The organism is Micromonospora sp. NPDC002411 (genome assembly GCF_053592955.1).
In genome coordinates, this window is record NZ_JBSFBM010000069.1 from 1 (window position 1) to 22106 (window position 22106).

At 68.2% G+C, this 22106-nt stretch carries 18 protein-coding genes and 1 pseudogene; 15 read left to right on the forward strand and 4 right to left on the reverse strand.

The genetic code is table 11. The features are described from left to right. The first annotated feature begins 185 nt into the window (after nt 1–185). The 3 genes from ACWCO3_RS11310 to ACWCO3_RS11320 all read left to right on the forward strand — a co-directional run bounded on the left by ACWCO3_RS11310 (nt 186) and on the right by ACWCO3_RS11320 (nt 3637). On the forward strand, nt 186–1025 hold the full coding sequence (locus ACWCO3_RS11310; protein ID WP_450009699.1) for an SMI1/KNR4 family protein: 840 nt from the start codon (nt 186–188) through the stop codon (nt 1023–1025). Nucleotides 1026–1571: 546 nt separating this feature from the next. Continuing rightward, nucleotides 1572–2402, forward strand: a complete 831-nt coding sequence (locus tag ACWCO3_RS11315; protein ID WP_358164914.1) for a CPBP family intramembrane glutamic endopeptidase — start codon at nt 1572–1574, stop codon at nt 2400–2402. Between the two features lie 224 nt (nt 2403–2626). Continuing rightward, nucleotides 2627–3637: a mechanosensitive ion channel family protein gene (locus tag ACWCO3_RS11320; RefSeq protein WP_145780063.1), complete on the forward strand. Its 1011-nt coding sequence runs from the start codon at nt 2627–2629 to the stop codon at nt 3635–3637. A 156-nt stretch (nt 3638–3793) separates the two neighbouring features. On the opposite strand, the gene ACWCO3_RS11325 is transcribed toward ACWCO3_RS11320, so the two are convergent. Next, nucleotides 3794–4924 carry a hypothetical protein gene (locus ACWCO3_RS11325; protein ID WP_358164918.1) on the reverse strand — a complete coding sequence of 377 codons (1131 nt, stop codon included), beginning with the start codon at nt 4922–4924 and terminating at the stop codon, nt 3794–3796. Nucleotides 4925–5519: 595 nt separating this feature from the next. Between ACWCO3_RS11325 and ACWCO3_RS11330 the strand changes: the two genes are divergently transcribed. The 8 genes and pseudogenes from ACWCO3_RS11330 to ACWCO3_RS11365 all read left to right on the forward strand — a co-directional run. After that, nucleotides 5520–6857 (forward strand): cytochrome P450, encoded by a 1338-nt coding sequence (locus ACWCO3_RS11330; protein WP_450009713.1) that lies wholly within the window; start codon nt 5520–5522, stop codon nt 6855–6857. Then, nucleotides 6854–7774 carry a terpene synthase family protein gene (locus tag ACWCO3_RS11335; protein ID WP_145780065.1) on the forward strand — a complete coding sequence of 307 codons (921 nt, stop codon included), beginning with the start codon at nt 6854–6856 and terminating at the stop codon, nt 7772–7774. Before ACWCO3_RS11330 ends, ACWCO3_RS11335 begins: the two co-directional genes overlap by 4 nt. Next, nucleotides 7764–9383 (forward strand): prenyltransferase, encoded by a 1620-nt coding sequence (locus ACWCO3_RS11340; RefSeq protein WP_450009703.1) that lies wholly within the window; start codon nt 7764–7766, stop codon nt 9381–9383. The genes ACWCO3_RS11335 and ACWCO3_RS11340 overlap by 11 nt, the downstream gene beginning before the upstream one ends. A 101-nt stretch (nt 9384–9484) precedes the next feature. Continuing rightward, on the forward strand, nt 9485–11947 hold the full coding sequence (locus ACWCO3_RS11345) for a sensor histidine kinase (protein WP_357928903.1): 2463 nt from the start codon (nt 9485–9487) through the stop codon (nt 11945–11947). Between the two features lie 15 nt (nt 11948–11962). Next, the gene (locus ACWCO3_RS11350) at nt 11963–12382 is read left to right on the forward strand and encodes a roadblock/LC7 domain-containing protein (RefSeq protein ID WP_145780067.1); all 420 of its coding nucleotides are present in this window, start codon (nt 11963–11965) and stop codon (nt 12380–12382) included. Between the two features lie 8 nt (nt 12383–12390). Continuing rightward, nucleotides 12391–12768: a DUF742 domain-containing protein gene (locus ACWCO3_RS11355; protein ID WP_145780068.1), complete on the forward strand. Its 378-nt coding sequence runs from the start codon at nt 12391–12393 to the stop codon at nt 12766–12768. Continuing rightward, nucleotides 12749–13348: a GTP-binding protein gene (locus tag ACWCO3_RS11360; protein WP_357928900.1), complete on the forward strand. Its 600-nt coding sequence runs from the start codon at nt 12749–12751 to the stop codon at nt 13346–13348. Before ACWCO3_RS11355 ends, ACWCO3_RS11360 begins: the two co-directional genes overlap by 20 nt. 73 nt (nt 13349–13421) lie before the next feature. After that, nucleotides 13422–13736: pseudogene (locus tag ACWCO3_RS11365) on the forward strand (DUF4241 domain-containing protein); the annotation flags it as partial. A gap of 179 nt (nt 13737–13915) precedes the next feature. Here ACWCO3_RS11365 and ACWCO3_RS11370 read toward each other — a convergent pair. Further along, nucleotides 13916–14716: a helix-turn-helix transcriptional regulator gene (locus ACWCO3_RS11370; protein WP_358164929.1), complete on the reverse strand. Its 801-nt coding sequence runs from the start codon at nt 14714–14716 to the stop codon at nt 13916–13918. 103 nt (nt 14717–14819) lie between these two features. Between ACWCO3_RS11370 and ACWCO3_RS11375 the strand changes: the two genes are divergently transcribed. After that, the gene (locus ACWCO3_RS11375; protein WP_450009707.1) at nt 14820–15287 is read left to right on the forward strand and encodes a VOC family protein; all 468 of its coding nucleotides are present in this window, start codon (nt 14820–14822) and stop codon (nt 15285–15287) included. 40 nt (nt 15288–15327) lie between these two features. Beyond that, nucleotides 15328–18045, forward strand: a complete 2718-nt coding sequence (locus ACWCO3_RS11380; RefSeq protein WP_358164934.1) for an AAA family ATPase — start codon at nt 15328–15330, stop codon at nt 18043–18045. 66 nt (nt 18046–18111) lie between these two features. On the opposite strand, the gene ACWCO3_RS11385 is transcribed toward ACWCO3_RS11380, so the two are convergent. Both ACWCO3_RS11385 and ACWCO3_RS11390 read right to left on the reverse strand, forming a co-directional pair. Next, a complete protein-coding gene (locus ACWCO3_RS11385; RefSeq protein WP_357928888.1) occupies nt 18112–18747 on the reverse strand; it encodes an SRPBCC family protein in 636 nt (211 codons plus the stop codon). Next, nucleotides 18744–19229 (reverse strand): SRPBCC family protein, encoded by a 486-nt coding sequence (locus ACWCO3_RS11390; RefSeq protein WP_357928886.1) that lies wholly within the window; start codon nt 19227–19229, stop codon nt 18744–18746. The genes ACWCO3_RS11385 and ACWCO3_RS11390 overlap by 4 nt, the downstream gene beginning before the upstream one ends. Before the next feature lie 378 nt (nt 19230–19607). Here ACWCO3_RS11390 and ACWCO3_RS11395 point away from each other — a divergent pair, with 378 nt between their 5' ends. Further along, nucleotides 19608–20915, forward strand: a complete 1308-nt coding sequence (locus tag ACWCO3_RS11395; protein ID WP_450009709.1) for a hypothetical protein — start codon at nt 19608–19610, stop codon at nt 20913–20915. 167 nt (nt 20916–21082) lie between these two features. Then, complete coding sequence (locus ACWCO3_RS11400; RefSeq protein ID WP_450009711.1) at nt 21083–21856, forward strand: maleylpyruvate isomerase N-terminal domain-containing protein; 774 nt, start codon at nt 21083–21085, stop codon at nt 21854–21856. Nucleotides 21857–22106 lie beyond the last annotated feature (250 nt).

The following is a 22106-nucleotide window of genomic DNA, read 5'->3' on the forward strand; positions in this document are numbered from 1 at the left end:
GCTTTCGGCACTCTGAGTGCCGCCTCAGGCTTCAGACGTCTGTCGCGGGCGATGCGCGGCCGTCTGGGATGCGTGTGGTCAGTGAAGGCCGAGCGGTATGGCTCGACCTCCCAGCGGATACCGAAGTGGTCGGGTGTCGTCTCGGGCGGACAAACCACCTTCGCTCAATTGATTAGGGTTCCGCCATGTCGTTGCAAAAGTTGATCACGCTTGTGCCTACTCCCGATCATGGGATCGACGTGTCGTTGCCGCAGGAATTCGCCGCTTGCGAGGCCGAGCTCGGGTTGGAGCTTCCTGCCGACTTCAAGGAGCTCCTCACGGCCTACGGGGCTGGCATGTTCCTCGACTACCTCTTCGCATACCCCCTGGCAGGCGACGACATGAACATTCGGCGCAACACATTGTTGCTGGAAGGGCACGCGGCCTCGCGAGGCAAGTTCCCAATGTGGTACCCATATCCGCTCTACCCGGAAGCTGGTGGCCTGCTGCTGTGGGGCGGCACCTACGACGGGCACTCGCTGTGCTGGCTAACCAGGGGCGAGCCGGATGAGTGGCCAGTGGTGGTATGGAATCAGCACGACAGCAACTACCAGCTTTACGAAGGCGGCGCGGTCGCCTTCATCGTCGACTGGCTGAAGCGCACCCTGCCCACACGAACGCTGCCCAGGCCACCGCGAGGCAGGGCCTGGTTCGAGCCAGCCCGCAAACTCAAGCAGGTGTACGTGTATCTCGACGGTGGGGCCGGCAGTTTCAGGGAGCGTGCGCGACTGCTGCGCCAACTGTTCGGGCCAGTTCAGGATCGTGGTTTCAGTATTCATGAAGGTGATTGCGACGTTCGCTTCGCCACAGCACAGGACTGGCGGGTCACCTACAGCGAATGGCCGAACGGGCGCCTAATCCGCATCGCCTTTCCCGCAGTCGACGAGGAGGCCGCGCGGGCCGCGGTCATCAACGCGATCCCTGAACTGGGTCACACGCTGAGACACGCTCAGACAGTGCGTGGCACACGGGTATGGGTCGGCTGACCATCAGCGACAGCTGAGGTGCCCGGATGCGTGACCGCTCCGCGAGGCCGTGACCGGGCTATCGGCCCTGCGCCGTGTCGGCGAGCCGGCGGATGTCGCGGACATGATCGCCTTCCTTGCCTCTCCAGGGCCCGCTGGGCGACCGGCCAGGTGACCGACGCATCCGGGGGCCTATCTTCTCCGCCGACCAGGGGCCGCCGGAGAAAGTGTGACTGCTTCATCTACGGCGTGGGCCAGGCCGGCGACAGGCCGGCCCGGCGCACCCATGCGTTCCGCGTTGAGGCATCAGGGTGCGAGGGGAGGCGCAGGTCGGAATGTCACGGTGAGGTGGTGACGTGGTGGCACTGCCGGCAGGGCGCGGTGAGCGCTGCAATGGGATGTCCACCTTCGGAAAGGAACCTCCCGATGAACCCCCCACGATCCGACGGACCCTGGCAAGGGACGAAACGCGCGGGACTCTCTGACGCCGGAAGCTCGCGCCTCCTGACATCGGAGCAATCCGGGCCGGCCGTCGACACCTCCCGGCCCTTCGGCGCCCACCTCCGCATGAGCTGGTGGAAGCCGCTCGTGGTCATCCTGGTGCCGCCGCTGGTGATGCTGCTTCTCCAGGTGGTGCTCTACCAGGTCGTGGGCCTCATCGAGGGCAGCGACGACCCGATGTCGGCCGACTTCACGCCGTTGAAGTTGTTGGCCATCAACATCAGCATCGGCGCGGCGGGCGTCCTGGCGATCCTGCTCCTGGTGCGGACCGCCAAGGTGCCGTGGCGGAGCCTGATCAGCTTTCCCCGAGCCTTCGACGCCCGCCGCCTGACGTACTACCTGATCGCAGCGGCGTTGCTGGTGGGTGCCGGGATCGGTGTCGTGGCGCTTGTCGCGCCCGACTCCCCGGGTTGGACCGCCGTCGGGGTCACCGGCACGACGATCGGCGTGCTGGTGGTCACCGTGCTGAGCACGCCGCTGCAGTCGGCCGGCGAGGAGTTGATGTTCCGAAGCGCCGTGTTGCCCGCCGCCGCGTCCTGGGTGCGCGCGGTGCGTCCGGCCCTGGTCGTCGGGCTCGCCGTCTCCGGCCTGGGCTTCGCCGTGGTCCACGGGTCGACCGACCCCTGGCTGTTCGGCTACTACACGTTCATCGGCGTCAGCACCGGCGCGATGGCCATCATCAGTCGCGGCATCGAGGCGCCGGTCGCCTTCCACGTCGCCAACAACGTCCTGTTCGGGATCGTCAACACGGTGATGGCGGACGGTGAGCCCTACGCGATCGACCGGTCCACCGACTCCGGTGACGCGTCCCTGCTGATCCTCGGCGCCGTCAACATCGCCATGGTGGTGCTGGTCTGGCTACGTGAGCGGCGAGCCCGCACCACCAGCGCGGGCTGAGCCCACCAGAGTGCAGGGATCGGCCACAGACACCGCAGCACACGAGGCCGGCCGGGAGCTGTGCGATCAAGGCGGAAGCGGCCACCGGGCGGCTGACGCAGGTGTGGTCAGCGGTTGTTCGCCGATGTTGGCCGCTTACCGCTGGACGGGGTGGCACCCTGGGCACGTGGGCTGGGCAGGGAGTCGGGGGAGGGTGGCATCGGGACTAGGGTGAACGGCCTCTGATGCGTACCGCGTTGATCGTAGTAGCCGTGCTGGCGGCGGCGGTGGTCGTGGACTTGATCTCCGGGGTGCTGGTCCGCCGGGTAGCCCGCGGCCGTTACCAGTGGGTGCTGGAACCGCTGCGGCACGCCTGCCGCGGTCCGGCGGCAGCGGCGCTGCTGGCTGGGGTGTTGTACTACGCGCTGCCGTTGGGTCCGGTCGGGTGGCAGCGTCACCTGCGGCACGTCGTCCTGGTGGCTCTGGTCCTGTCCGGGGCTTGGTTGGTGATCAGGGCGTTGCACGTCGCTGAGGCGGTCGCGTTCAGCCGCCTACCGGGTGACGCGGTCGCCAGCCGGCGGGTCCGGCGGGCTCGGACGCAGATTCGTCCCGTGCGGCGGCTCACCGTCGCCGTGGTCACGATGGTCGCGATCGGCCTGATTCTGAGCACCTTTCGGCCGGTACGTCTCTTCGGCGTCTCCGTACTGACGTCGGCGGGGGTGGTCGGGGCGTTGATCGGTCTGTCGGCCCGTACCGCGCTGGGCAACGCGTTCGCCGGTGTCCAGGTCGCCTTCGCCGACGGTCTGCATGTCGGCGACGTGCTGGTGGTGGACGGTGAGTGGGGCCGGGTCGAGGAGGTGAAGCTCACCAATGTGGTGATCCGGCTCTGGGACGAGCGGATGCTCATCCTGCCCACCACGTACTTCACCGAGCGGTCGTTTCAGAACTGGACCCGCAACGAGTCCCGGGTGATCGGCAAGATCCAGATCCATGTCGACCACACCGCCGATCTGGATGACCTGCGGCGGGAGGCGCGCCGGCTGGTCGAGTCCTCACCGCTGTGGGATCGCGACCAGTGGGTGCTCCAGATGGTCGACTCCACCTCGCAGACGGTGGTCATCCAGGTGCAGGCCTCGGCTGCCGACGGCGCCAGCGCCTGGGACCTGCGCTGCGACCTGCGCGAGGGGTTGGTCTGCTACCTGCGCGACCATCATCCGCAGTGGCTTCCCCGTACCCGCAGTCAGTATCAGCCCTGACCCGGCAGGTCCGATGGGCCATGCGCCCCGCTGAGGCCCGTCTCGGAAGTCAAGGGTGGCCAGTGTGTCGAACTGCAACGCCAGAGGAGGCCCGAGTCCGGGAAGAGGTAGTTGCGGTACCCAGCGGTCCAGGCGACCCCGAGTGCGCTCGTCCGCCTACCTCCCGCTGCTGGGCTGCTCCCTGCCTTTCTCGTCCCGCCAGCCACTGGGCTGAGGGTGATAGCCGTAAGCGGCAGCCCGGACTGTTTCCTCGTTCTCCAGCCCGGAGCCGATCGCGCCGCCGACAGTGGCCAGTGAGCTGGTGATCCAGGCCAGCGTCAGATAGTCGCTGGTATTCACCGGGCGCTGCAGAACCTGGGTCAGCACGGATGTGTCGATCAGCAGCGCCCCGACGAGCACCGTTCCCACGAAGAGCACCACGTAGGACAGTGCCGTCGCTAGCGTGAGAGTGAGGATCGTACCCAGGTTGAACAGCCGTGCCAGCTCTTTTGGTGTCTCGCGGCTCGGCCTCTCCCAGAGGCCGTGCGCGCCGATCAGCCAGACCACCAACGCGGCCAGCCCGAGCAGCATGATCACGGTGAGCCGAAGTCCGCCGAGGGCATCGCCCATCTGCCAGATGGTGTCCGTGGTGAGCGCGAACGCGGCCGTGCCGAACGCACCGACCAGCAGCTTGGACAGGCCCAGCAGGGCGCGTCCGGGTCGGTTGGCTCGGACCATGCCAGTCACCAGGCGCGCCCGGCCGATCAGCCCCGAGGCGAGGTAGCGCCGCTCACCGGCGTCAGCCCCGCCGATCACTCGGCGGACGGCGGGAATCCGGCCTGTCAACTCGGCCGACGCCCACTCGGCCGGCGGCACCCGGTGGTCGGTGGCGTCGGTCAGTAGTTGGTTGATCAGATCCGGAACGGCTGCGCGGGCCGCTCGTATCTGGTGCAGGCCCAGCGCGGGCAGGGAGATCATCGCGACCTGGCGTCGGCCGGAGGTCTGCGCGACCAGGGGCACCCGCTCGCCATGCAGTGGCAGATCGGTCAGACAGACGGCGACGTCCCACTTGTCGTCGGCGCGCCGTCTAGCAAGATCGTCGAGCAGAGCCTCGGCGCCGCCGTCGCGGCGTGGCGCCACATCCCCCCAGCCTTCCCGGACGGTCCACCGCACATCGGCGCTCACCCGCTCCGTGAGCCGGCGGGCCAACTCCGCAGCGAGCCTCGCCGCCACCCGGGCAGGGTGGTCCGGTGGGGTTGCCACCAGTCCCACGACGATCTCCGGGCGTTGCCCTTCGCTCTGGGTCACCGCTGCTCCTCACCGGTAGCCGGGCTCGGCCGCCAACGGCGAGAACCGGGTGCGTCACGCGCCGTCGAGGCACAGTAGTGAAGCCAGGCCGCCGAGGAGAGCGCCCCGACCAACCCGTACAGCACCAACTCGACGCCTGTGTCACATTGGGGCGGGCCGCCCACGCAGCCTAGAAGACCATTCCGAAGGGTGCGGCGGATTCGCTGGGCTGAGGTCTTCTCGAAGGCAGCTGGCGCGTTCGGCCTGGGTCTGCGCAATCCCGGCGGTGACCACCGTCGGGTCAGCTCCAGCGTCGAGGCGGCGCAGTAGCGCTCCAGCTTGGCGGCGCACTCGCCGATGATCTAGGAGTTGCCACAATCGCGGTGATCGTCGAGATCCGCACCAGCCCTCAACCCCACGTCAACCGCATCGAGGGCGCGTCGATCGTCGTGAGGTGCGGTGTGACTATCTGCGTCACCCATTGCTGACTCACGTTACACCTAGGACACTGACGGCCACTGTGTACATCGATCCGGGTGACCATGAGCGCCCGGCAGGCGCGGTGGGGAGGGGTCTCACGATGCCGAGAATGACGCCAGGTGCCAAGGCCTTGGCCATTCCTGTCTACAAGGCGCTGCCGCAGCTGGTCCGCGACCCGCACCAGTCGCTCGTCGACATCGCGAACTGGTCCGGCGGTGCGGTCGTCCGCCTCGGACTGGGAGTTTCCAGCGCCTATCTCGTCACCGACCCGGCCGACGTGCAGCAGGTGCTGCAGGAGAAGGCCGACATCTACCCGCGAGGTGACGACACCGCACTGTGGCGGTCAGTACGGAGGTTGGTCGGAGACGGCATCCTCGCGGAGGGTGAGACCTGGGCGGCCAGCAGGCGGACACTCGGCCCGCTGTTCAGGACGACTCGCATCGGCCCACTGGTCGACACCATGGCCGAGGCCATCGCCACCTCGGTCGACGAGCTTGAGGTGGCGGCCGCTGCGGGAACGCCGATCGATGTCGGCGCCGAACTGTCCCGGATCGTTTCCAGTGCCATCATGCGGGTCTTCTTCGCCGATCGAATCGACATCGAAGCCGCCCTGCGGATCATGGCCGCACAGGAGGTGATCGTTACTGCGATGGGACCTCGCCTGCTCGCGCCGGGCGTGCCGTGGTGGATCCGCTTGCCCGGCGATCGACGCTTCATCGCTGCGGTTCGCGCAATCGACGATATCCTGCTGCCCGTTCTACAAGAGGCGCTCCAGCGACCAGGCGACAGCGATGACGTGTTGTCCACCCTGGCGCGAGCCCGGACCTCTGAAGGAGCTCCGCTCAGTCTCAAGCAGATGCGCGACGACCTGGTGTCGATGGTCGCGGTCACGACGGAGACCTCGTACGTCGTGCTCACCTGGCTGTGGCCGGTCCTCGCCAACAACCCGGAGGTCGCCAGTCGGCTCTACGCCGAGGTCGACCACGTCATCGGTGAAGGTCCGATCCGCGCCGAGAACCTGCAGGAACTCACCTACACCCGGATGGTGCTGGACGAACTCCTCCGGCTCTACCCGGCCGGCTGGATTCTGCCCCGTCGCGCGGCCGAGGCGGACGTGCTCGGCGGAGTGCGCATCAAGAAGGGGGCGAGCATCATCCTCTCGCCGTACGCCACGCATCGGATGTCCGCGCTCTGGGGGGAGACGGCGGAGGTCTTCGACCCTGAGCGTTTCGCGCCAGGCCGTGACGAGGGCCGCCACCGGTACGCGTATTACCCCTTCGGAGGGGGGAGGCACCGCTGTTTGGGCGAGCACCTGTTCGCACTCGAGGCCGTTCTCGTCGTGGCGACCTTCCTGAGCCGGTTCCGGTTCCGTCTGAACGATTCCGCCATTCCCAGCACGAGGGTCGCCGCCTCGCTACGTCCCGCACGCCCCGTGGAAATGGTCTTGACGCGCATAGCTCGCACCGCCGCATGAGAGGAGTACCTGTGCCTACCCATACCGTCGCCGACGGCCTCGCGGCAGCTGCGGAAGAGGGACGCATCTGCGTCCTCGCCGCTCGGGGCCATCGAGACCTACAGCAGTGCGCGTCGATGTATCCCACCCTGTTCCCCAGCCCACCGGTTGACGGCGCCATGCTGGGCGCGCTGGCGCTGTCGACGGCGTTCATAGCGCCGTGGTGCACCGCAGAGCAGCTTCGCATCGCCAACCGGGCGTCGCTGTGGGTCACTGCGGAAGACTGGATGGTCGACTCTGTCGCGACGTCCCTGGACTCCGTAACGGCGATCGCCTCCGCCTGCATCGCGGTCGCCGACGGCGCCACGCCGGCGGCCGGAGACGCGCTCGGCCAGTTTCTCGCCGAGATTCGCGACGAGTTGGCCGCCGTACCCGCGTTCGCAGACGCTCAGCCGCTGTGGCGGGACGAAGTCGACAAGATGCTCACCGCTGAGGTCTTGGAGTGGCAGTGGCGAGCCGCCAGGGCAGCCGACGAGCGTCAGCTGCCAACATTCGTGGAATACCTCGACAACGCGGACAACTACGGCGCGTCCTTTGTCAACGTGTCCCACTGGCTTGCCACCGCCGACCAGGAGACCCTGAGCCACCTCCCCGAACTGACAGCGGCCAGTCGCGAGGTACAGAAAATCCTGCGTCTGGTGAACGACATGGCCAGCTATGAGCGCGATCTCAAGACAGGGGATCTCAACGCCCTCATGCTCGGCGTCGACAGGGACGAGATCAACCGAAACATCACCGAGCGGATCGACATGTGCCGCACGCTGCTTCAGGAGTTGGAAGGCACGTGCGCGCAGGAAGCCCGTTACCTGGCCCGGGAAATCGGGTTCACCACTGGTTTCTATCGCGGCACGGATTATTGGGGCACCGTTGAGCGTTGACCGCGCTTTCCCGGAACAGACGCGGGGACCAGAGGGCCGGACCCTCGCCTCGACCGGCGCAGCTGACCTGGTCGAGGCGATGATGCGAGAACCAGCCGGGCAGATGTCCCCGTCCACCTACGAAACCGCTCGGCTCGTGAGTTTGGCTCCCTGGTTGACCGGCCATGACGAGCGGGTGCGGTACCTGCTGCGCAACCAGCGGCTCGACGGCGGATGGGGCCCACCAGAGGGGTACGCCCTGGTTCCGACGTTGAGCGCCACGGAGGCTTTACTCGCCGTTCTGAGCAGGTCTCCCGGTGACATGCTGGTCGACGCTGTCGACCGGGGGCTCATGTGGCTCAGGAGTTGGCTGGCGACCACGCGACCCATCCCGGACACGCCAGCGATCGACCTCATTGTGCCGGCGCTGACGGACGCCATCAACGAGCACGTGACGTGCAGCGATATGCCGCGCGGCCTGGTCCACTGGCAGGCAGGTCCTCGGCTGCCCCTGCCGCCCGGCATGGATGACAAGAGACTCGACGTCGTTCGGGGCATCATCGCGGCAGGCGCGCCTGTGCCCGACAAGCTGCTGCACGCGTTGGAGGTCGTTGGTGACATCGCCCAGGACGCCGTCGGTGTTCAACCGCTGCCGCCAGGCGTCATCGGCGCGTCGCCGGCCGCCACCGCTGCGTGGTTGGGTGCGGCGGGAGAGGCCGATGGGCATGGCTGGGTACGGGCATACCTGGAGTCCGTCATTCAGCGGCACGACGGTCTCGCTCCCTGCGCGACGCCGCTCGGCGTCTTCGAGCGTGCGTGGGTAGTCGGTTCCCTTGCCCGGGCCGGCATCGCCGTACCCGCGGTTTCGGGCTTGGTCGACAGCCTGACGGCAGATCTGACATCGGCGGGGACACCAGCCGGCCCAGGCCTGCCGCCGGACGCGGATACCACCTCAGTCACTCTGTATGCGCTGGCGCGGCTGGGCGTGCCCACCGACCCGAGCAGCCTGTGGGGATTCGAGACGGACGCCGGATTCTGCACCTGGCCCGGCGAGGACGGCTTCTCGGTCACTACCAACGCCCATGTCCTGGACGCACTGAGCCAGCACGCGGCTACGCAGTCAGACGCCGCACCACGCTACCGCTCTGCGGCCCGGCGTCTGGTCGGTGCGCTGCAAGCCTGCCAGCTTCCGGACGGCAGTTGGCAGGACCGATGGCACGCCTCTCCCTACTACGCGACCGTCTGCTGCACGTTGGCTCTGGCCGATGCCGCCCCTTCCGCGGCTGCGGAATCTCTGGCCCGCGCGGTGCACTGGGTGGTCGCTACGCAGCAGCACGACGGCTCCTGGGGTCGCTGGAACGGATCGTTGGAGGAGACGGCGTACGCGATGCAGATCCTGGCCGTTGCGGGGCGAGAACTACCAGCCGCTGGTTCGGCCCTCAGCCGAGGCCTGTCCTATCTGGACAGGGCGAGCGCGATCCAGCAGGAGGGTCCCGCGCTGTGGCACGACAAGGACCTTTATCACCCAACAAAGATCGTCCGTGCTGCCGTCCTTGCGGCGCAGCACCTCGCGACGGAGATCCCTCTGCGGGCTAAGGTCAACGACGATCTGTGGACGTGCCCGACGTGATGGAGGCCGTCGATGGCTGAGGCGTCGTTTCGATGCCGCGACGACCTTGAGTAGCGAGTCAGGAAACTGCTAGCGTGCCCCGGTCTACACCATCCGATGGCTTGTACGGCGAGCAAGGCCGTGAAGTTGCCAATGTCAGGCATGGGGCGGTAGGTCTAATGCGGTCTCGCAGTACGAATCTGCGCGCGAAAGTCGTTGGCGCCCTGCTGTCTCTGGTCGCGCTGTGGTCATTCGCGGCATGGGTGACCCTCCGCGACGGCGTCAACCTGCTGGGCGTCCAAACGATCGATAGTCAGATCGTTGGCCCAAGCGAGCCCTTGCTGCTCGAGTTGCAGATCGAGCGCCGGCTGTCGGCAGCCCAGCTCGGCGGGCCCAGCCCGGATCGCGAAAATGCCCTCGTCGCCGCTCGTAGGAATGTCGACGACACCGCAAGGAGATTTCGCGACACCGCCCAAAGTCGCCTCGCGGACTTCGCCGCCGATGCCGAGGCTGAGCGCACGGTCAATGCTGCCATTGCCGCTCTGGACACCCTACCCGGCACGAGACAGTCGATCGACAATCGCAGTGTCGACCAGGCTGCCGCTGGGAAGGCCTTCAGCGGCCTCATTGACTCGCTGTTCGACCTCTACGATGTGGTGGGCGGCCTGGATGATGCAGCGATCGAGGCAGACACCCGCAACCTCATCGAGCTCTACCGGATCCGGGAGCTGATCTCCCAGGAGGACGCGCTGCTGTCCGGTGCCCTCGCCGCAGGCCGATCGACGACAACCGACAACGCGAAGTTCGTGGAACTCGTCGCCGGTCAGCGATTCCTTACTGTCCGGGCCTCCGGGCTGCTACGCGAGTCGGAGAGGGCCACATTCGACGCAGTGATCGCCGGTCCCGCGTTCACTAACCTGCGCGCCCTCGAAGACCGGGTTCTCGCCCGCGAACGTAGCGCGTCGCAGCTTCCCCTTACGTCGAATGAGTGGGATGTCGCCGCGGAGGCCGCACTGACCGAGCTGCAGAACATGGTGCTCGACAGCGGCGATGCCCTGGTGGATCGGGCCACCCCGGTAGCCGTATGGGTCGTTGTTCGGCTGATTCTCGCCGCGGGTCTGGGGTTGCTGGCAGTTGTCGCGGCGATCGTGGTGTCTGTGACCACGTCACGGGAGCTGGTGGCCCGACTCCAGCGCCTCAGGAAGGCCGCAGACCAATTGGCCGATGAGCGTCTACCAGGGGTTGTGGAACGCATCAGCCACGGTGAGAAGGTGGACGTCGAGCGGGAGGCACCGCCACTGGACTTCGGTGACGACGAGATTGGGCAGGTGGGCAAAGCGTTCACTCGTCTCCAGCGGACGACGATCAGCACCGCCGCCGAGCAGGCCGAGCTTCGACAGAACGTCCGTGAAGTCTTTCTCAGCCTTGCCCGACGGACGCAGGCGCTCGTGCATCGTCAACACGGGCTCCTTTATGCGATGGAAAAGCGAGAGCACGACGCCGACGAGCTGGAAGACCTGTTCCGGGTCGACCACCTTGCTACCCGGATGCGCCGGATCGCCGAGAACCTCATCCTGCTGTCCGGCGGAACGCCTGGCCGGGTCTGGCGTCGGGACATCCTCTTGTTTGACGTGGCCCGGGCTGCGCTGCAGGAGGTGGAGGACTATCAGCGGGTGAAAGTCATACCGTTCGGACCGATCGGTGTGAAGGGTCGCGTGGCGAGAGACGTCACCCACCTGCTGGCTGAGCTGATCGAGAATGCCCTGTCGTTCTCACCCCCGCACACCGAGGTTGAGGTCAGGGGACAGCTCGTGGCGCGGGGCTTCGCGATCGAGGTCGAAGATCGAGGGCTGGGCATGGCAGATGATGACTTCTCTGCCGCCAACGACCAGATCGCCAGCACCAAGGCGTTCAGCTTGGACGATGTCAACAAGCTGGGGCTGTACGTCGTGAGCCATCTGGCCCGGAAGCACCAGCTGATGGTCCACCTCAAGAGGTCCGGGTACGGCGGCACCACCGCCGTGGTGTTGATCCCACTGGAGCTCATCACCACCGCCGACTCTGTCGGCACCGCGACGACCAACGCCAGCGTCTCGGCTGCCGCTGGCGACATCACAGGAACATTGGGAAGCCCTCGGCAGGCTTCCCCTCTGACGGGCGGAGCCGTTGCTGTGGAGGAGCCCCCTGCGCCACGTGCGCTCACCGCACCAACCGTAGGGCTCCCCGCCGTGCGAGAGGCCAGCACGCATCCGCCCCGATCTACCGACCCAGCAGCGGGGGCAGCGCCGTCGCCTTCCGACAACGCGGATCAGCCGCCCCCGACCTTCGACACCCGCACCACGGGTGGGCTGCCTGTTCGGGTACGGCAGCGCAGCATCGCTCCGCAGCTTCGCGACGGTTCCACCCGGACCGACGTACCTGCACGTGGCGACTCAACCAGGTCGCCCGACCAGATCCGCACCATGATGAGCTCGTACCAAAGTGGCACCCGCCGCGGCCGTCTCGACGCTGAGGGCCAATACGACCAGGACAACGAAGGTCCCGGCGACATGCCCGCATCGGCACCAGCCAGCACCGACGGGTAGAAAGAGGAACGAGACGTGCCACAACAGGTGCAGCAGACCGATCTGACGTGGTTACTCAATGACCTGGTGTCCCGAGTCGGGCAGGTTGAGCATGCCGTCGTCCTGTCCGTCGACGGGCTGCTCGTGGCGTCCTCGGCAGGGCTGGTCCGCGATGACGGCGAGCATCTTGCCGCGATAGCGTCATCGATTCAGAGCCTCGCGAAGGGCGCGGGTACCCGGTTCAACGGCGGCGCCGTCCGGCAGACCATCGTTGAGATGGAGTCGTCCTTCCTGTTCGTCACCGCTGCGGGGCGGGGCGCATGCCTGGCGGCCCTCGCTTCGGAAAGCGCAGACGTGGGTCTGGTTGCCTACGAGATGACCATGCTCGTCAGCCGTGCCGGCAAGTTCCTTGCCTCCCCGGCGCGGTCATCGTCGGAATCGCCCACCGACAAGTAGGGGCCGTCATGACCGCCGAACGAGATGCCCTGTGGGTCGACGACGATGCCGGGCCCGTGGTCCGGCCCTACGCTGTGACGCGAGGCCGAGCGAAGACGAGCGCCAACCTCAATCTGATCTCGCTGGTACGTGCTACGGGGGCGCCGCCGCCGCTCACGGTCGGTATCGCGCCGGAGCACATAAGCATCATCAGCCTCTGCCAGCAACGACCGCTCGCAATGGCGGAGGTCGCCGCGCACCTCGAGCTTCCGCTCGGGAGCGTCCGCGTTCTCCTTGGTGACCTGCTCGAACAGAGGTTGGTGCAGGTCACGGAGCCAACCTCCCACGCCACCCTTCCCGACGACACCCTTTTCGAGGCACTGATCAATGGACTACGCGAACTCTGACGGCGACGGCGCGGACGGGCTACGCACCCTTCCGGCCGCTATCAAGATCCTTATCGCTGGTGGCTTCGGAGTAGGCAAGACCACCCTCGTCGGCTCGGTGAGCGAAACGAAGCCCCTCCGCACGGAGGAGGTGATTTCCGAGCACAGCATCGGCGTCGACGACCTGGTCGGCGTCGAGGACAAATCGATGACAACGGTGGCCATGGACTTCGGCCGGATCACCTTCGGCGACGATCTGGTGCTCTACCTGTTCGGCACGCCCGGGCAGAACCGGTTCTGGTTCGTGTGGGACGAACTGGCACTGGGAGCCCTCGGAGCGGTCGTCCTCGCAGACACCCGCCGGCTAGCGGACTGCTTCCCGTCGGTCGACTACTTCGAGGGGCGAGGACTGCCGTTCATCGTCGCCGTCAACTGCTTCGCTGGCACCCGTCAGTTCAGCCTTGAGGAGGTGCAACTGGCCCTCAACCTGGACCCGGACGTGCCCGTGATGATGTGTGACGCCAGGGACCGCGAATCAAGCAAGGATGTCCTCATCACGTTGTTTGAGCACGTGAAAAAGGGTGGCGCGGCGCGAGGGTGACAAGAACTGCTGCCGGAAGCAGTCGGCGGGCACCGAAGAGGGCCCCGAGCTGCAGGATCGCCGGGTGACGGCAATGATCCCTCTCGGATTCGAGCCGCGCCTCGGCCAGGATGTCCTCGGCCTGGGTTACCCGGCGAACGACGTCAATGCCGGTGCAGGGTGTTTCACTGACGAACAGACCTTCCGCCGGCTTTCTGAGGAGTCCGGCAGCGGCTGGCAACTGACGCTCCTGGAGGATCTGGCCTGGATGCGCGACGGACCCACCGTCATACCGCGCGCCGAGGTGGACGGTTCTTCCGGAGACGACGGTGACGAGAACGTTCTTGTCGCGTTTCCCTCCGGGGAGGGCGACGGGACATACCGGACCTGGGTCGGTCGCACTCGGGGCGGAGAGATCACTGACCGACTTCCTCTTACACGACGCATAGGCTCCTCGCAGGGCGGCCGAGCGTCGGCTCGATGTGCCATGTGTGCGGTGCTGGGTGAACCCCGCCCTCGTTCACTTCCGCCGTTTCGCTGTCGTGGCGGCACGGACGAGGACGAGGCTCTGCCGGAGCGTCTCGGTGATCAACCCAGTCGATCCAGCTTCTCGCGAGCGGTGGTGTCCGGCCGAGGGGTGAGGACGACGAGGCGCAGGTCCGTGTTCTGGGTGGTCAGGACGTTCGCGTCGAGCGGGATGGCGCCCACGTCCGGGTGTACGGCGGTCTTGTGCGCGCTCTCGTGATTGGCCACCGCGCGAAGGGCCCAGAGACGGCGGAACCTGTCGTTGCCGGCCATGCGTGAGATCAGCGCCCCTACGTCGGGGTCGTTGGGATAGCGGGCGCTGGTGGCGCGCAGGTCGGCCACCAACGACTGCTCGAAGTAGGCGCGCTCGGTGTCGGTCTGGCGGACACGGGGGTTTCGGGTTTCGAACTGGACGATCAGGGCGTTGCGATCGTCGGCGGTGGCGCCCGAGGGGTCGCCGAAGACGGCCGCGAACAACCGGTTCCAGTGCAGCAGCCGCCAGACGGCGTCGTAGACGGCCACCGGGGTGTCGCCGAGGTGGTCGATGACGCGGTGCAGGCTGCTGGGGATCAGGTGGGGTATCCGGCCCGGGTCCGCGGCGAAGCCGGCCAGGCGCATCAGGTGCGCCTCCTCGTCGTCGGAGAGTCGTAACGCGCGGGCCAGGGAGGTGCACACCTGCGCCGACGGTGTGGCGGCGCGACCCTGTTCGAGGCGTGCCACGTACTCGGGGGAGATGCCGGCCAGCGCTGCCAGTTCGCCGCGTCGTAGTCCGACGACGCGGCGAGGCGACACGCTCGTGAGACCGACCACTGCCGGGTCCGTGCGATCCCGCCAGGCCCGCAGCGCCGCTCCGAGGTCATTCATGAACCACATGATCCGCCATCGGCGTCGGGAGCTGGGTGGTACCAGAGGTACGCGGAAGAACTGTGCCTTCCACAGTGGTGGCTCCGCCTTGAGGATGGGGATCATGAGCAGAGTGACCAGGATGCATCACATCGGAGTGCCGGTCAGCGATCTGGCGCGGTCGGTGCGGTGGTACGAGGACGTCCTCGGCATCGCGCCGAACGGCGTGACGTTCTCGGCGACGAACCCGGCGATCGGTGCGGTTGTCGAGGTGGAAAACGCGTCGATGCGGGCGTCGTTCGCGCTGGCCGGTGACAACGTCCTCCTGGAACTCATCCAGTACGACAGCCCGCAGCCGAGGCCCTTCACCGGGCGCAACTGCGACGTCGGGGTGATGCACCTGTGTTTCGAGGTCGACGACCTCGATGCGGCGCACCGCGACCTGGTGGAGCGGGGCGTGCACGTCAACGCCGAGCCGGTCGTGCTCCAGGACGGCGACGGCGTCGAAGCGGGCACGCTGGCCGGGACGAAGATCCTCTATCTCCGCGACCCCGACGGGATCCAGCTGGAACTGTTCCAGCTGCCGTCCTAGGCTGCGGATATCATCGGTCGGGCCGGACAGATGGAGGGGAGTGGGCACCGTTACCCGCCATCGGCTCGCTACCAGGCCAGGGGCGTTCGTCGCTCGCGAGACGGAGTTGGGCGAGATCGCCGCGGTGACGGCACCCGCGGCGCTGGGCCGTGGCAGAGCGATGCTCGTTGTCGGTGACGCGGGGATCGGCAAGTCGACGCTCATCGGTGAGGCCGCTTCACGGCTGGACGGATGGCAGGTGCTGCGCGCCGGTGGTATCGAGTTCGAGAGCGAACTGCCCTTCTCGGCCCTGCACCAGCTGTGCGCGCCCGTGCTCGACCACAGCGCCGGACTCCCCGCGCCGCAGCGGAACGCGCTCGCCACGGTCTTCGGGCTGCACACCGGGGTCACTCCGACCCCGATGCTGGTCGGCCTGGCCGTCCTGGGCCTGCTGAGTGCCGTAGGCCGGCGCCGGCCCGTGTTCTGCGCGGTCGACGACGTGCAGTGGATCGACGCCGGCTCGCGGCAGGTGCTGGCGTTCGTCGCGGCACGCGTGGCGGCGGAGCGGGTCGCCATGGTCTTTGTCGCCCGCGACGCCACCTCGGTGTCGGAGTTCGGTCGCCTACCCGTTCTCACTCTCACCGGGCTCCCCGACTCGGAGGCTCTCACCCTGCTGCGGTACCGGACACCGTTGGGCCACGAGGCAGCGATCGTGCAACGGATTCTCGCCGAAGCGGCCGGTAACCCTCTCGCCCTGGTGGAGTTCGCCCGCGACGCTGGACCGTTCGGACTACCCGGGGCAGCCGGGTACGGCGCCGTGGAGCATCGGTTCGTGAGTCGATTCCTGCGGCTGCCGGCACCCGCGCGTTCGGTTCTGGCGCTGGCCGCAGCGGAGCCGACAGGCGACCTCGTACTGCTGCGGCGCGCCATGGCGATCCAGGGGCTGGACGCCGCAGACCTGACCGTGGCCGAGGACAGCGGCCTGTTGGTGACCGGCCCCCGGGTGCACTTCCGGCATCCGTTGGCGCGCTCCGCGGTGTACCGGTCGACCGGGGCCGGGACGCTACGGCAGGCACACGCGGCGCTCGCCGCCGTTACGGACGTCGACGCCGATCCCGACCGCCGCGCCTGGCACCGGGCGAACGCGATCACCGGGCCGGACGAGGAGACCGCAGCCGAACTGGAACGTTCGGCCGGACGGGCACAACGCCGCGGCGGCCTTGCGGCCGTGGCCGCGTTCCTCGAACGCGCGGCCCGGCTGACACCGGACCGGTCACGGCAGGCACGCCGCCTGTTGGACGCGGCCCGGGCACGGTTGAGTTCGGGCGCGCCTTCGGCGGCCCGGGAACTCGTGGAGGAGGCCGAGCGTCTCCAGCCGGACCTGGCCGACCGCCGGGCTGCGCGACTGCTGCGCGCGACGATCGACTATCACGTGGCGCGCAGCATCCCGGCGACGATCGCCCTCGTCGACGCGGCCGACGACATGGCACCCGATGAGGTCCGCGAGACCTACCTGGAAGCCTTCGCGTCGCTCATGTTCAGCGTCGACGAGCCCGGGAGGCTACGGCGGCTCGCCCGGCACATCCGGGAACGGGTACCGCAGCGTCAGCCGCCACGTCCGGTCGATCTGCTGTTGCAGGCGTTGGTCGAGCAGAACCTCCGCCCGGTGGACGAGGCGATCCCCCTGATGCGCCGCACTGTCGACGCCTTCCGGGAGCACGCCCGCACGCCCGACGCGGATCCGTGGTGGATGGAACGCGCCTGCGTGTTGAGCGTCGACCTCGGCGATAGCGACGCCATGGAGGAGATCGTCGACCGTCAGGTGGAACTCGCCCGGGCGCAGGGCGCGTACGCGATCCTTCCCCACGCGCTGCGTTTCCAGGCGGTCGCCCGAACGATCGTGGGCCGCTTCGCCGACGCGCACGTCTGCATCACCGAGGCGCGTGCGGTCGACGAGGCCGCGGGGACGTCCAACCTCGTCGGGTCCGACCTGATGCTCGCCGCGTGGAGCGGAGACACCGACCGGTTCCGGGAGATCCGGGAAAGGCTGCGCGGCTGGGTCGGGGTGAAACCCACCGCGATGCACTACGCGAACGCCGTGCTGTGCAACGGCAGCGGCGACCACGAGGCTGCGCTGAACGCGTTGCTGCTCGTGCGGGACCAGCACCGGCGCGGTTCGTACGCCGTCACCGCCTTCCACCACGAGCTGGTCGAATCCGCCGCGTACGTCGGGCGCCCCGAAGAGGCCAGGGATTCGGCCGAGTGGATCGGAGATGTCGCACGGGTCAACCCGAACGCATGGACCACGGGTGCGCATCTGTTGGCGTGTGCGTTGCTGGACCCGGGGCTCGGCGCACAGGACCACTACCGCGAGGCGATCAGCCGGTTTGCCGGGAGCAGGATGCGGGTCCACTACGCGCGTGCCCGCCTGCTTTACGGGGAGTGGCTGCGACGGGTCGGCCGCCGGACCGAGGCACGGGTGGAGCTGCGCGCCGCACACGATCTGCTCTCCACCATCGGCGCGCGCGGTTTCGCCGCCCGCGCCGCCCGCGAACTGGACGCCATCGGCGAGCCGACCCTGACCGATGACGGCGATCCGCTCGCAGGGCTGACCGCGCGGGAGCTACTCGTCGCCCGCAAGGTCGCCTCCGGTGCAGGCACCAAGGAGGTCGCCGCGCTGCTGTTCGTCAGCCCGCGAACCATCGACGCCCACCTGCGTAACCTCTATCGCAAACTGGGCATCACCTCACGCCGGCAGCTGCGCGAACTCCTCCGCTGACGGAGCCGGGGCGATCGAGCGACGAAGGGCCCCGCCGGTGAGAAACCGGCGGGGCCTTGAGTCGCGTCAGCGCCGGGACCGCTCACACTCCCGTTCGGCCAGCGTCTTCAGCTCCGTCACCCACGTCTCCAGACCCTCGCCGAGAGCCGCGGTGGAGAATTCGACGTCCTGCTCCACCTGGTCACCGCGCCACGTCTCCTCGGTACGCACGAGAACCCGACCGTCGACCTCGGTGAACGTCCACACGTGAACGCCCTCGTCGATGCGCAGCCCCGCACCGATCGCCGGGCCGTCCCACCGAAGGCACCTCTGGTGCTGAAGCTGCCGGACAGTGGACGTGACGACGAGGGTCGTGGCGGGATTCAACGCGGTCTCGGGTACCGGCGTCGTCCATCGGAACGACGAGCCGGGACGCAGTGGGCCACGATCGAGCCGCTTGCTGGAGAGGACCGGCTTCTGCCACGACGGCCAGCGTTCCACGTCGGTCTGGATCTTCCAGATGGTCCGTAGCGGAGCGTCGATCGTCGTCTCCGTTCGGTAGCGAATCTTCGCCGCGGTGTCGACGGTCTCTCCCGCACATCGCACCGTCGCGCGGTCGGAGCCGCCATCGCGTCTGGCCTCCGCCCGAGCCGGTGCACCTGCGACGCCCACGAGGCCGGCGACGGCCACTGCCGTCGCGACGGCGACCATACGGTTCTTCATGAGGCGGCCACCGCCTCGGCGGTGCGCTTGAGTCGGTCCAGCCACCTGACGAGGGTCGTGTCGAGGCCCACCTGGAACATGGCAGGGTCGGCATTGACAGGCGGGCCGGCGAAGGACTCCTCGGTCGATACCTCCACACCGTCGCCGGCCGGAGTGAGCGCCCAGACGTGGACGCCGAGGACGCTGTCCGGTCCGTCACCGTAGCCCCGCCACACGAGGCGCTCCTGCGGCCGTACCTGAAGAATCGTCGACTCGATCTCCATGCCCGCGGCGGACCAGCGGAACACGGAGCCCGCCGCGAGCGGACCGGGTGTCTCCACACGTGCGTACGGGATCTCTGGCAGCCAGGTCGTCCATGCGTCGATGTCCGTGAGGATCCGCCACACGGTGTCCGCCGACGCGGTCACCGTGACGCTGTGGCGGCTGACCACCGGGGCCGACACGTCAATGCCGGCCTCGTCGGCGTCCGTCATGTTCTCCATCCTGAAGCCCCTCTGCGGTCACTGACGATCGGATCGCCGGGCGTGAGCGAGCCGCTGGATCCACGCCCGGCAGAAGCGATCGTGCCAAGACGGCAACCGCCGCACATCGGCAAGAATTACCTAGCTCGCGGTACGTGGGCGAGAAGGGTGACGCTGACAGCCCGTCACACCGACGCTCGCCAGCCGGTTGGACGACCACGCACGAGTCTGCGGCGCTGTCGTACCGACCGACGCGCTGCGCGCCACCCATCACCATCGCCGCCCCCGATTGGGGGCATCCGGTCGGGGCGTTTCGCGTACCCGCTTCCAGCGAGCGGTGCCGCCGAGTCGATGGCATCATGCCCTGAATCACGATGTTCATCGATCGAGGGGGCGACGGTGCACGGAGCAGGAAACTCGGCGACCCGATGGTGTGTGCGACAGCTCACCGTCGGCGTGGTCGGCACGTTGGCAGTCCTGGTCGCCGCTCCGGCGCCCGCGCGGGCGGCCACGTGGTCCCCGGTCCAGGTCGTGTCGGAGGCCGGTTGGAGCGGGCAGGACCAGCCCTTCGTCGCGGTCGATCGGCAGGGTGACTCGCTGTTCGCCTGGGCTGGCTGCGACAGCAACGCGAGCGGCTGCTACGACCAGGTGAAGGCCCAGACCGCGTCGGTCGACGGTGAGCTGGGGCCGGTCCAGACGCTCTCGCCGCTCGGTGCGTCCGCGTCCTGGCCCAAGGTCGCATCCGACGACGACGGCGATTCCGCTCTGGTGTGGACACAGGACGGTCTCGTGGCAGGCCGCCGCGTGTCCGCCACCGGCGAACTGGGTCCGCTGCAGATGATCACGACGTGGCACGGGGTCAGTCCGGCCATCGCGGTGGACCCCTCGGGGCTGGCGCTGGTCGCCTGGACGGAGATCCGCGACGGCGCGTACACGACGAAGGCCCGCTATTTCGGCACGGACAGCTCACTCGGTCCGGAGTTGACCCTCGGCGTTGGTGCGGACCAGCCGGTCGTGGCCGTCGACAGGGCCGGGACCGCGCTCGTCGCCTGGACGGAGAGCTACGAACGGGTCGTCGCGCGCCGGGTGCGCCCGGAGGGGGTCTCCGCCCTGCGCGCCATCGCCGGGCAGGGCACCGACATCAGGTACGCCAGCGTCTCGATGGCCATGGACCGGGACGGGGACGCGGTGATCAGCTACCGGTGGGTGAGGGCGGGTGAGCCGCCTCGCCTGCGTGTGCGGCACTACAGCCACACCGACACGTTGGGCAGCGCCATCAGCGTGTCGCCCGCCGGCCACGAGCTGAGCCTCTTCGACGAACTCGCCGGCGACCTCGATGGTGACGCGGTGTTGACCTGGGGCCGCTGGACTTCCGACGGCACACAGGTCTTCGCACGCTCGATCTCCAGCACCGGCGCCCTCGGCACGGTCACCAGGCTCGGCGCCGGCGACTGGCCGAAGGTCACTCTGGACGACGACGGTGATGGCCTCGTCACCTGGCAGGCGCCCAGCCCGGACTTCTCGACCAGCCGAGTGCACGCGAGAACGATCGGGCCGGACAGTGTGTTCGGGGCCGCTGAGATCCTCGCCCCCGACGGCCGCTACGCCCAGCCGGCGTCCAGCCCGACGGGCCGATTCTCGGTGATCTGGCAGAAGGGGTCCTACCCGAGCGACATCCGGGCGCGCTTCGGTGGGCAGGCGGACTGACCCGGCACCTTGGGAGGAACAGCCCAAACGGAGAACGCCCTGGCAGGGATCATCCCCGCCAGGGCGCTTCGCAGGGGTGACGCCGAAGGTGGTCCGCCCGGCGGACCAGTCGACCCCCGCACAGAATTCGTTACCCAGCGGGCGGTGCGCGGTGATACACAACCGAGGTGCGAAACATCGTCGAGTTCCCCGAGGTCCTACGGCTGATTGAAGACCGCTCGGCCGCGTTCCGCGCCGCGATCGCGTCCGCTGCCGACCTTGACGTCCAGGTCCCGACATGCCCGGACTGGACGCTGCGCGAACTGGCGCAGCACCTCGGCGACGGTCGCCGCCGCCAAGCCGCCATCATCGCGGCGGGGCCGGGCGCTGAGCCCCCGGCCAAGACGGACCCGAAGGGCGCCCCGACCGCGCCCCGCGACCGTGAAGCCCTAGATGCCTGGCTCGCCGAGTCGACCGAGCTCATGCTCGACGTGATGCGCGAGGCCGGCCCGGACCGCGGCTGCTGGACCTGGTGGGGCCGCTCGCAGGCCCCGCAGACCAGCGGAGCCCTGGCCCGGCACCAGATCCAGGAGATCGCCGTCCACACCTACGACGTCCAGCTCACCCAGGGGGCCGCCCAGCCGCTGCCGACGGACGTCGCGGTCGAGGGCGTCGACGAGTTCCTGACGACCGTCGCGGCGACGACCGTCCCCTGGCCGTTCACGCCGGCGACCATCGACCTGCACACGACCGAGGGCCCTTCCTGGCGTCTGACCCTCAACGCCGACGGCGTCCGCTGCGACGACCTCGCCGCCGACGCGGAGCCGGGCGACCTGGCGATGCGAGGCGCAGCAAGCGAGCTGGTCCTCTACTTCTACGCGCGGGTCCCGCTCGACGACCTGGAGACCACCGGCGACACCGAGCCGATGGAGCGGCTCGCAGACTGGGACCCGAACGTGTAACCGCAGGAGCAGATCAGCGCCGACCTGCTGTGGCTGTGGTTTGTACGAACGTCGCGACGGTACGGAGAACGTCAGCACCTTGCGTCTGCTTGACAACTGCGCAGCCTCTATCCGGCTCGATCACGGCTGGCGCGGCGGTCGGATTCCTCGCCGGACGAGGCGATCGAGATAGTCGAGCAGCTTCACCTCGCTGCGAACCAGCCTCTCACGCTCGGGCATCGGCAGATCGGCGAGCGGGTCCCAAAGGTCT

Coding starts and splice junctions, on each gene's coding strand:
- ACWCO3_RS11390 (WP_357928886.1), bottom strand. CDS start 19,229: ATGGAGAACATGACGGACGCCGACGAGGCCGGCATTGACGTGTCGGCC.
- ACWCO3_RS11315 (WP_358164914.1), top strand. CDS start 1,572: ATGAGCTGGTGGAAGCCGCTCGTGGTCATCCTGGTGCCGCCGCTGGTG.
- ACWCO3_RS11360 (WP_357928900.1), top strand. CDS start 12,749: ATGGACTACGCGAACTCTGACGGCGACGGCGCGGACGGGCTACGCACC.
- ACWCO3_RS11310 (WP_450009699.1), top strand. CDS start 186: ATGTCGTTGCAAAAGTTGATCACGCTTGTGCCTACTCCCGATCATGGG.
- ACWCO3_RS11375 (WP_450009707.1), top strand. CDS start 14,820: ATGAGCAGAGTGACCAGGATGCATCACATCGGAGTGCCGGTCAGCGAT.
- ACWCO3_RS11320 (WP_145780063.1), top strand. CDS start 2,627: ATGCGTACCGCGTTGATCGTAGTAGCCGTGCTGGCGGCGGCGGTGGTC.
- ACWCO3_RS11335 (WP_145780065.1), top strand. CDS start 6,854: ATGAGAGGAGTACCTGTGCCTACCCATACCGTCGCCGACGGCCTCGCG.
- ACWCO3_RS11355 (WP_145780068.1), top strand. CDS start 12,391: ATGACCGCCGAACGAGATGCCCTGTGGGTCGACGACGATGCCGGGCCC.
- ACWCO3_RS11370 (WP_358164929.1), bottom strand. CDS start 14,716: ATGAATGACCTCGGAGCGGCGCTGCGGGCCTGGCGGGATCGCACGGAC.
- ACWCO3_RS11385 (WP_357928888.1), bottom strand. CDS start 18,747: ATGAAGAACCGTATGGTCGCCGTCGCGACGGCAGTGGCCGTCGCCGGC.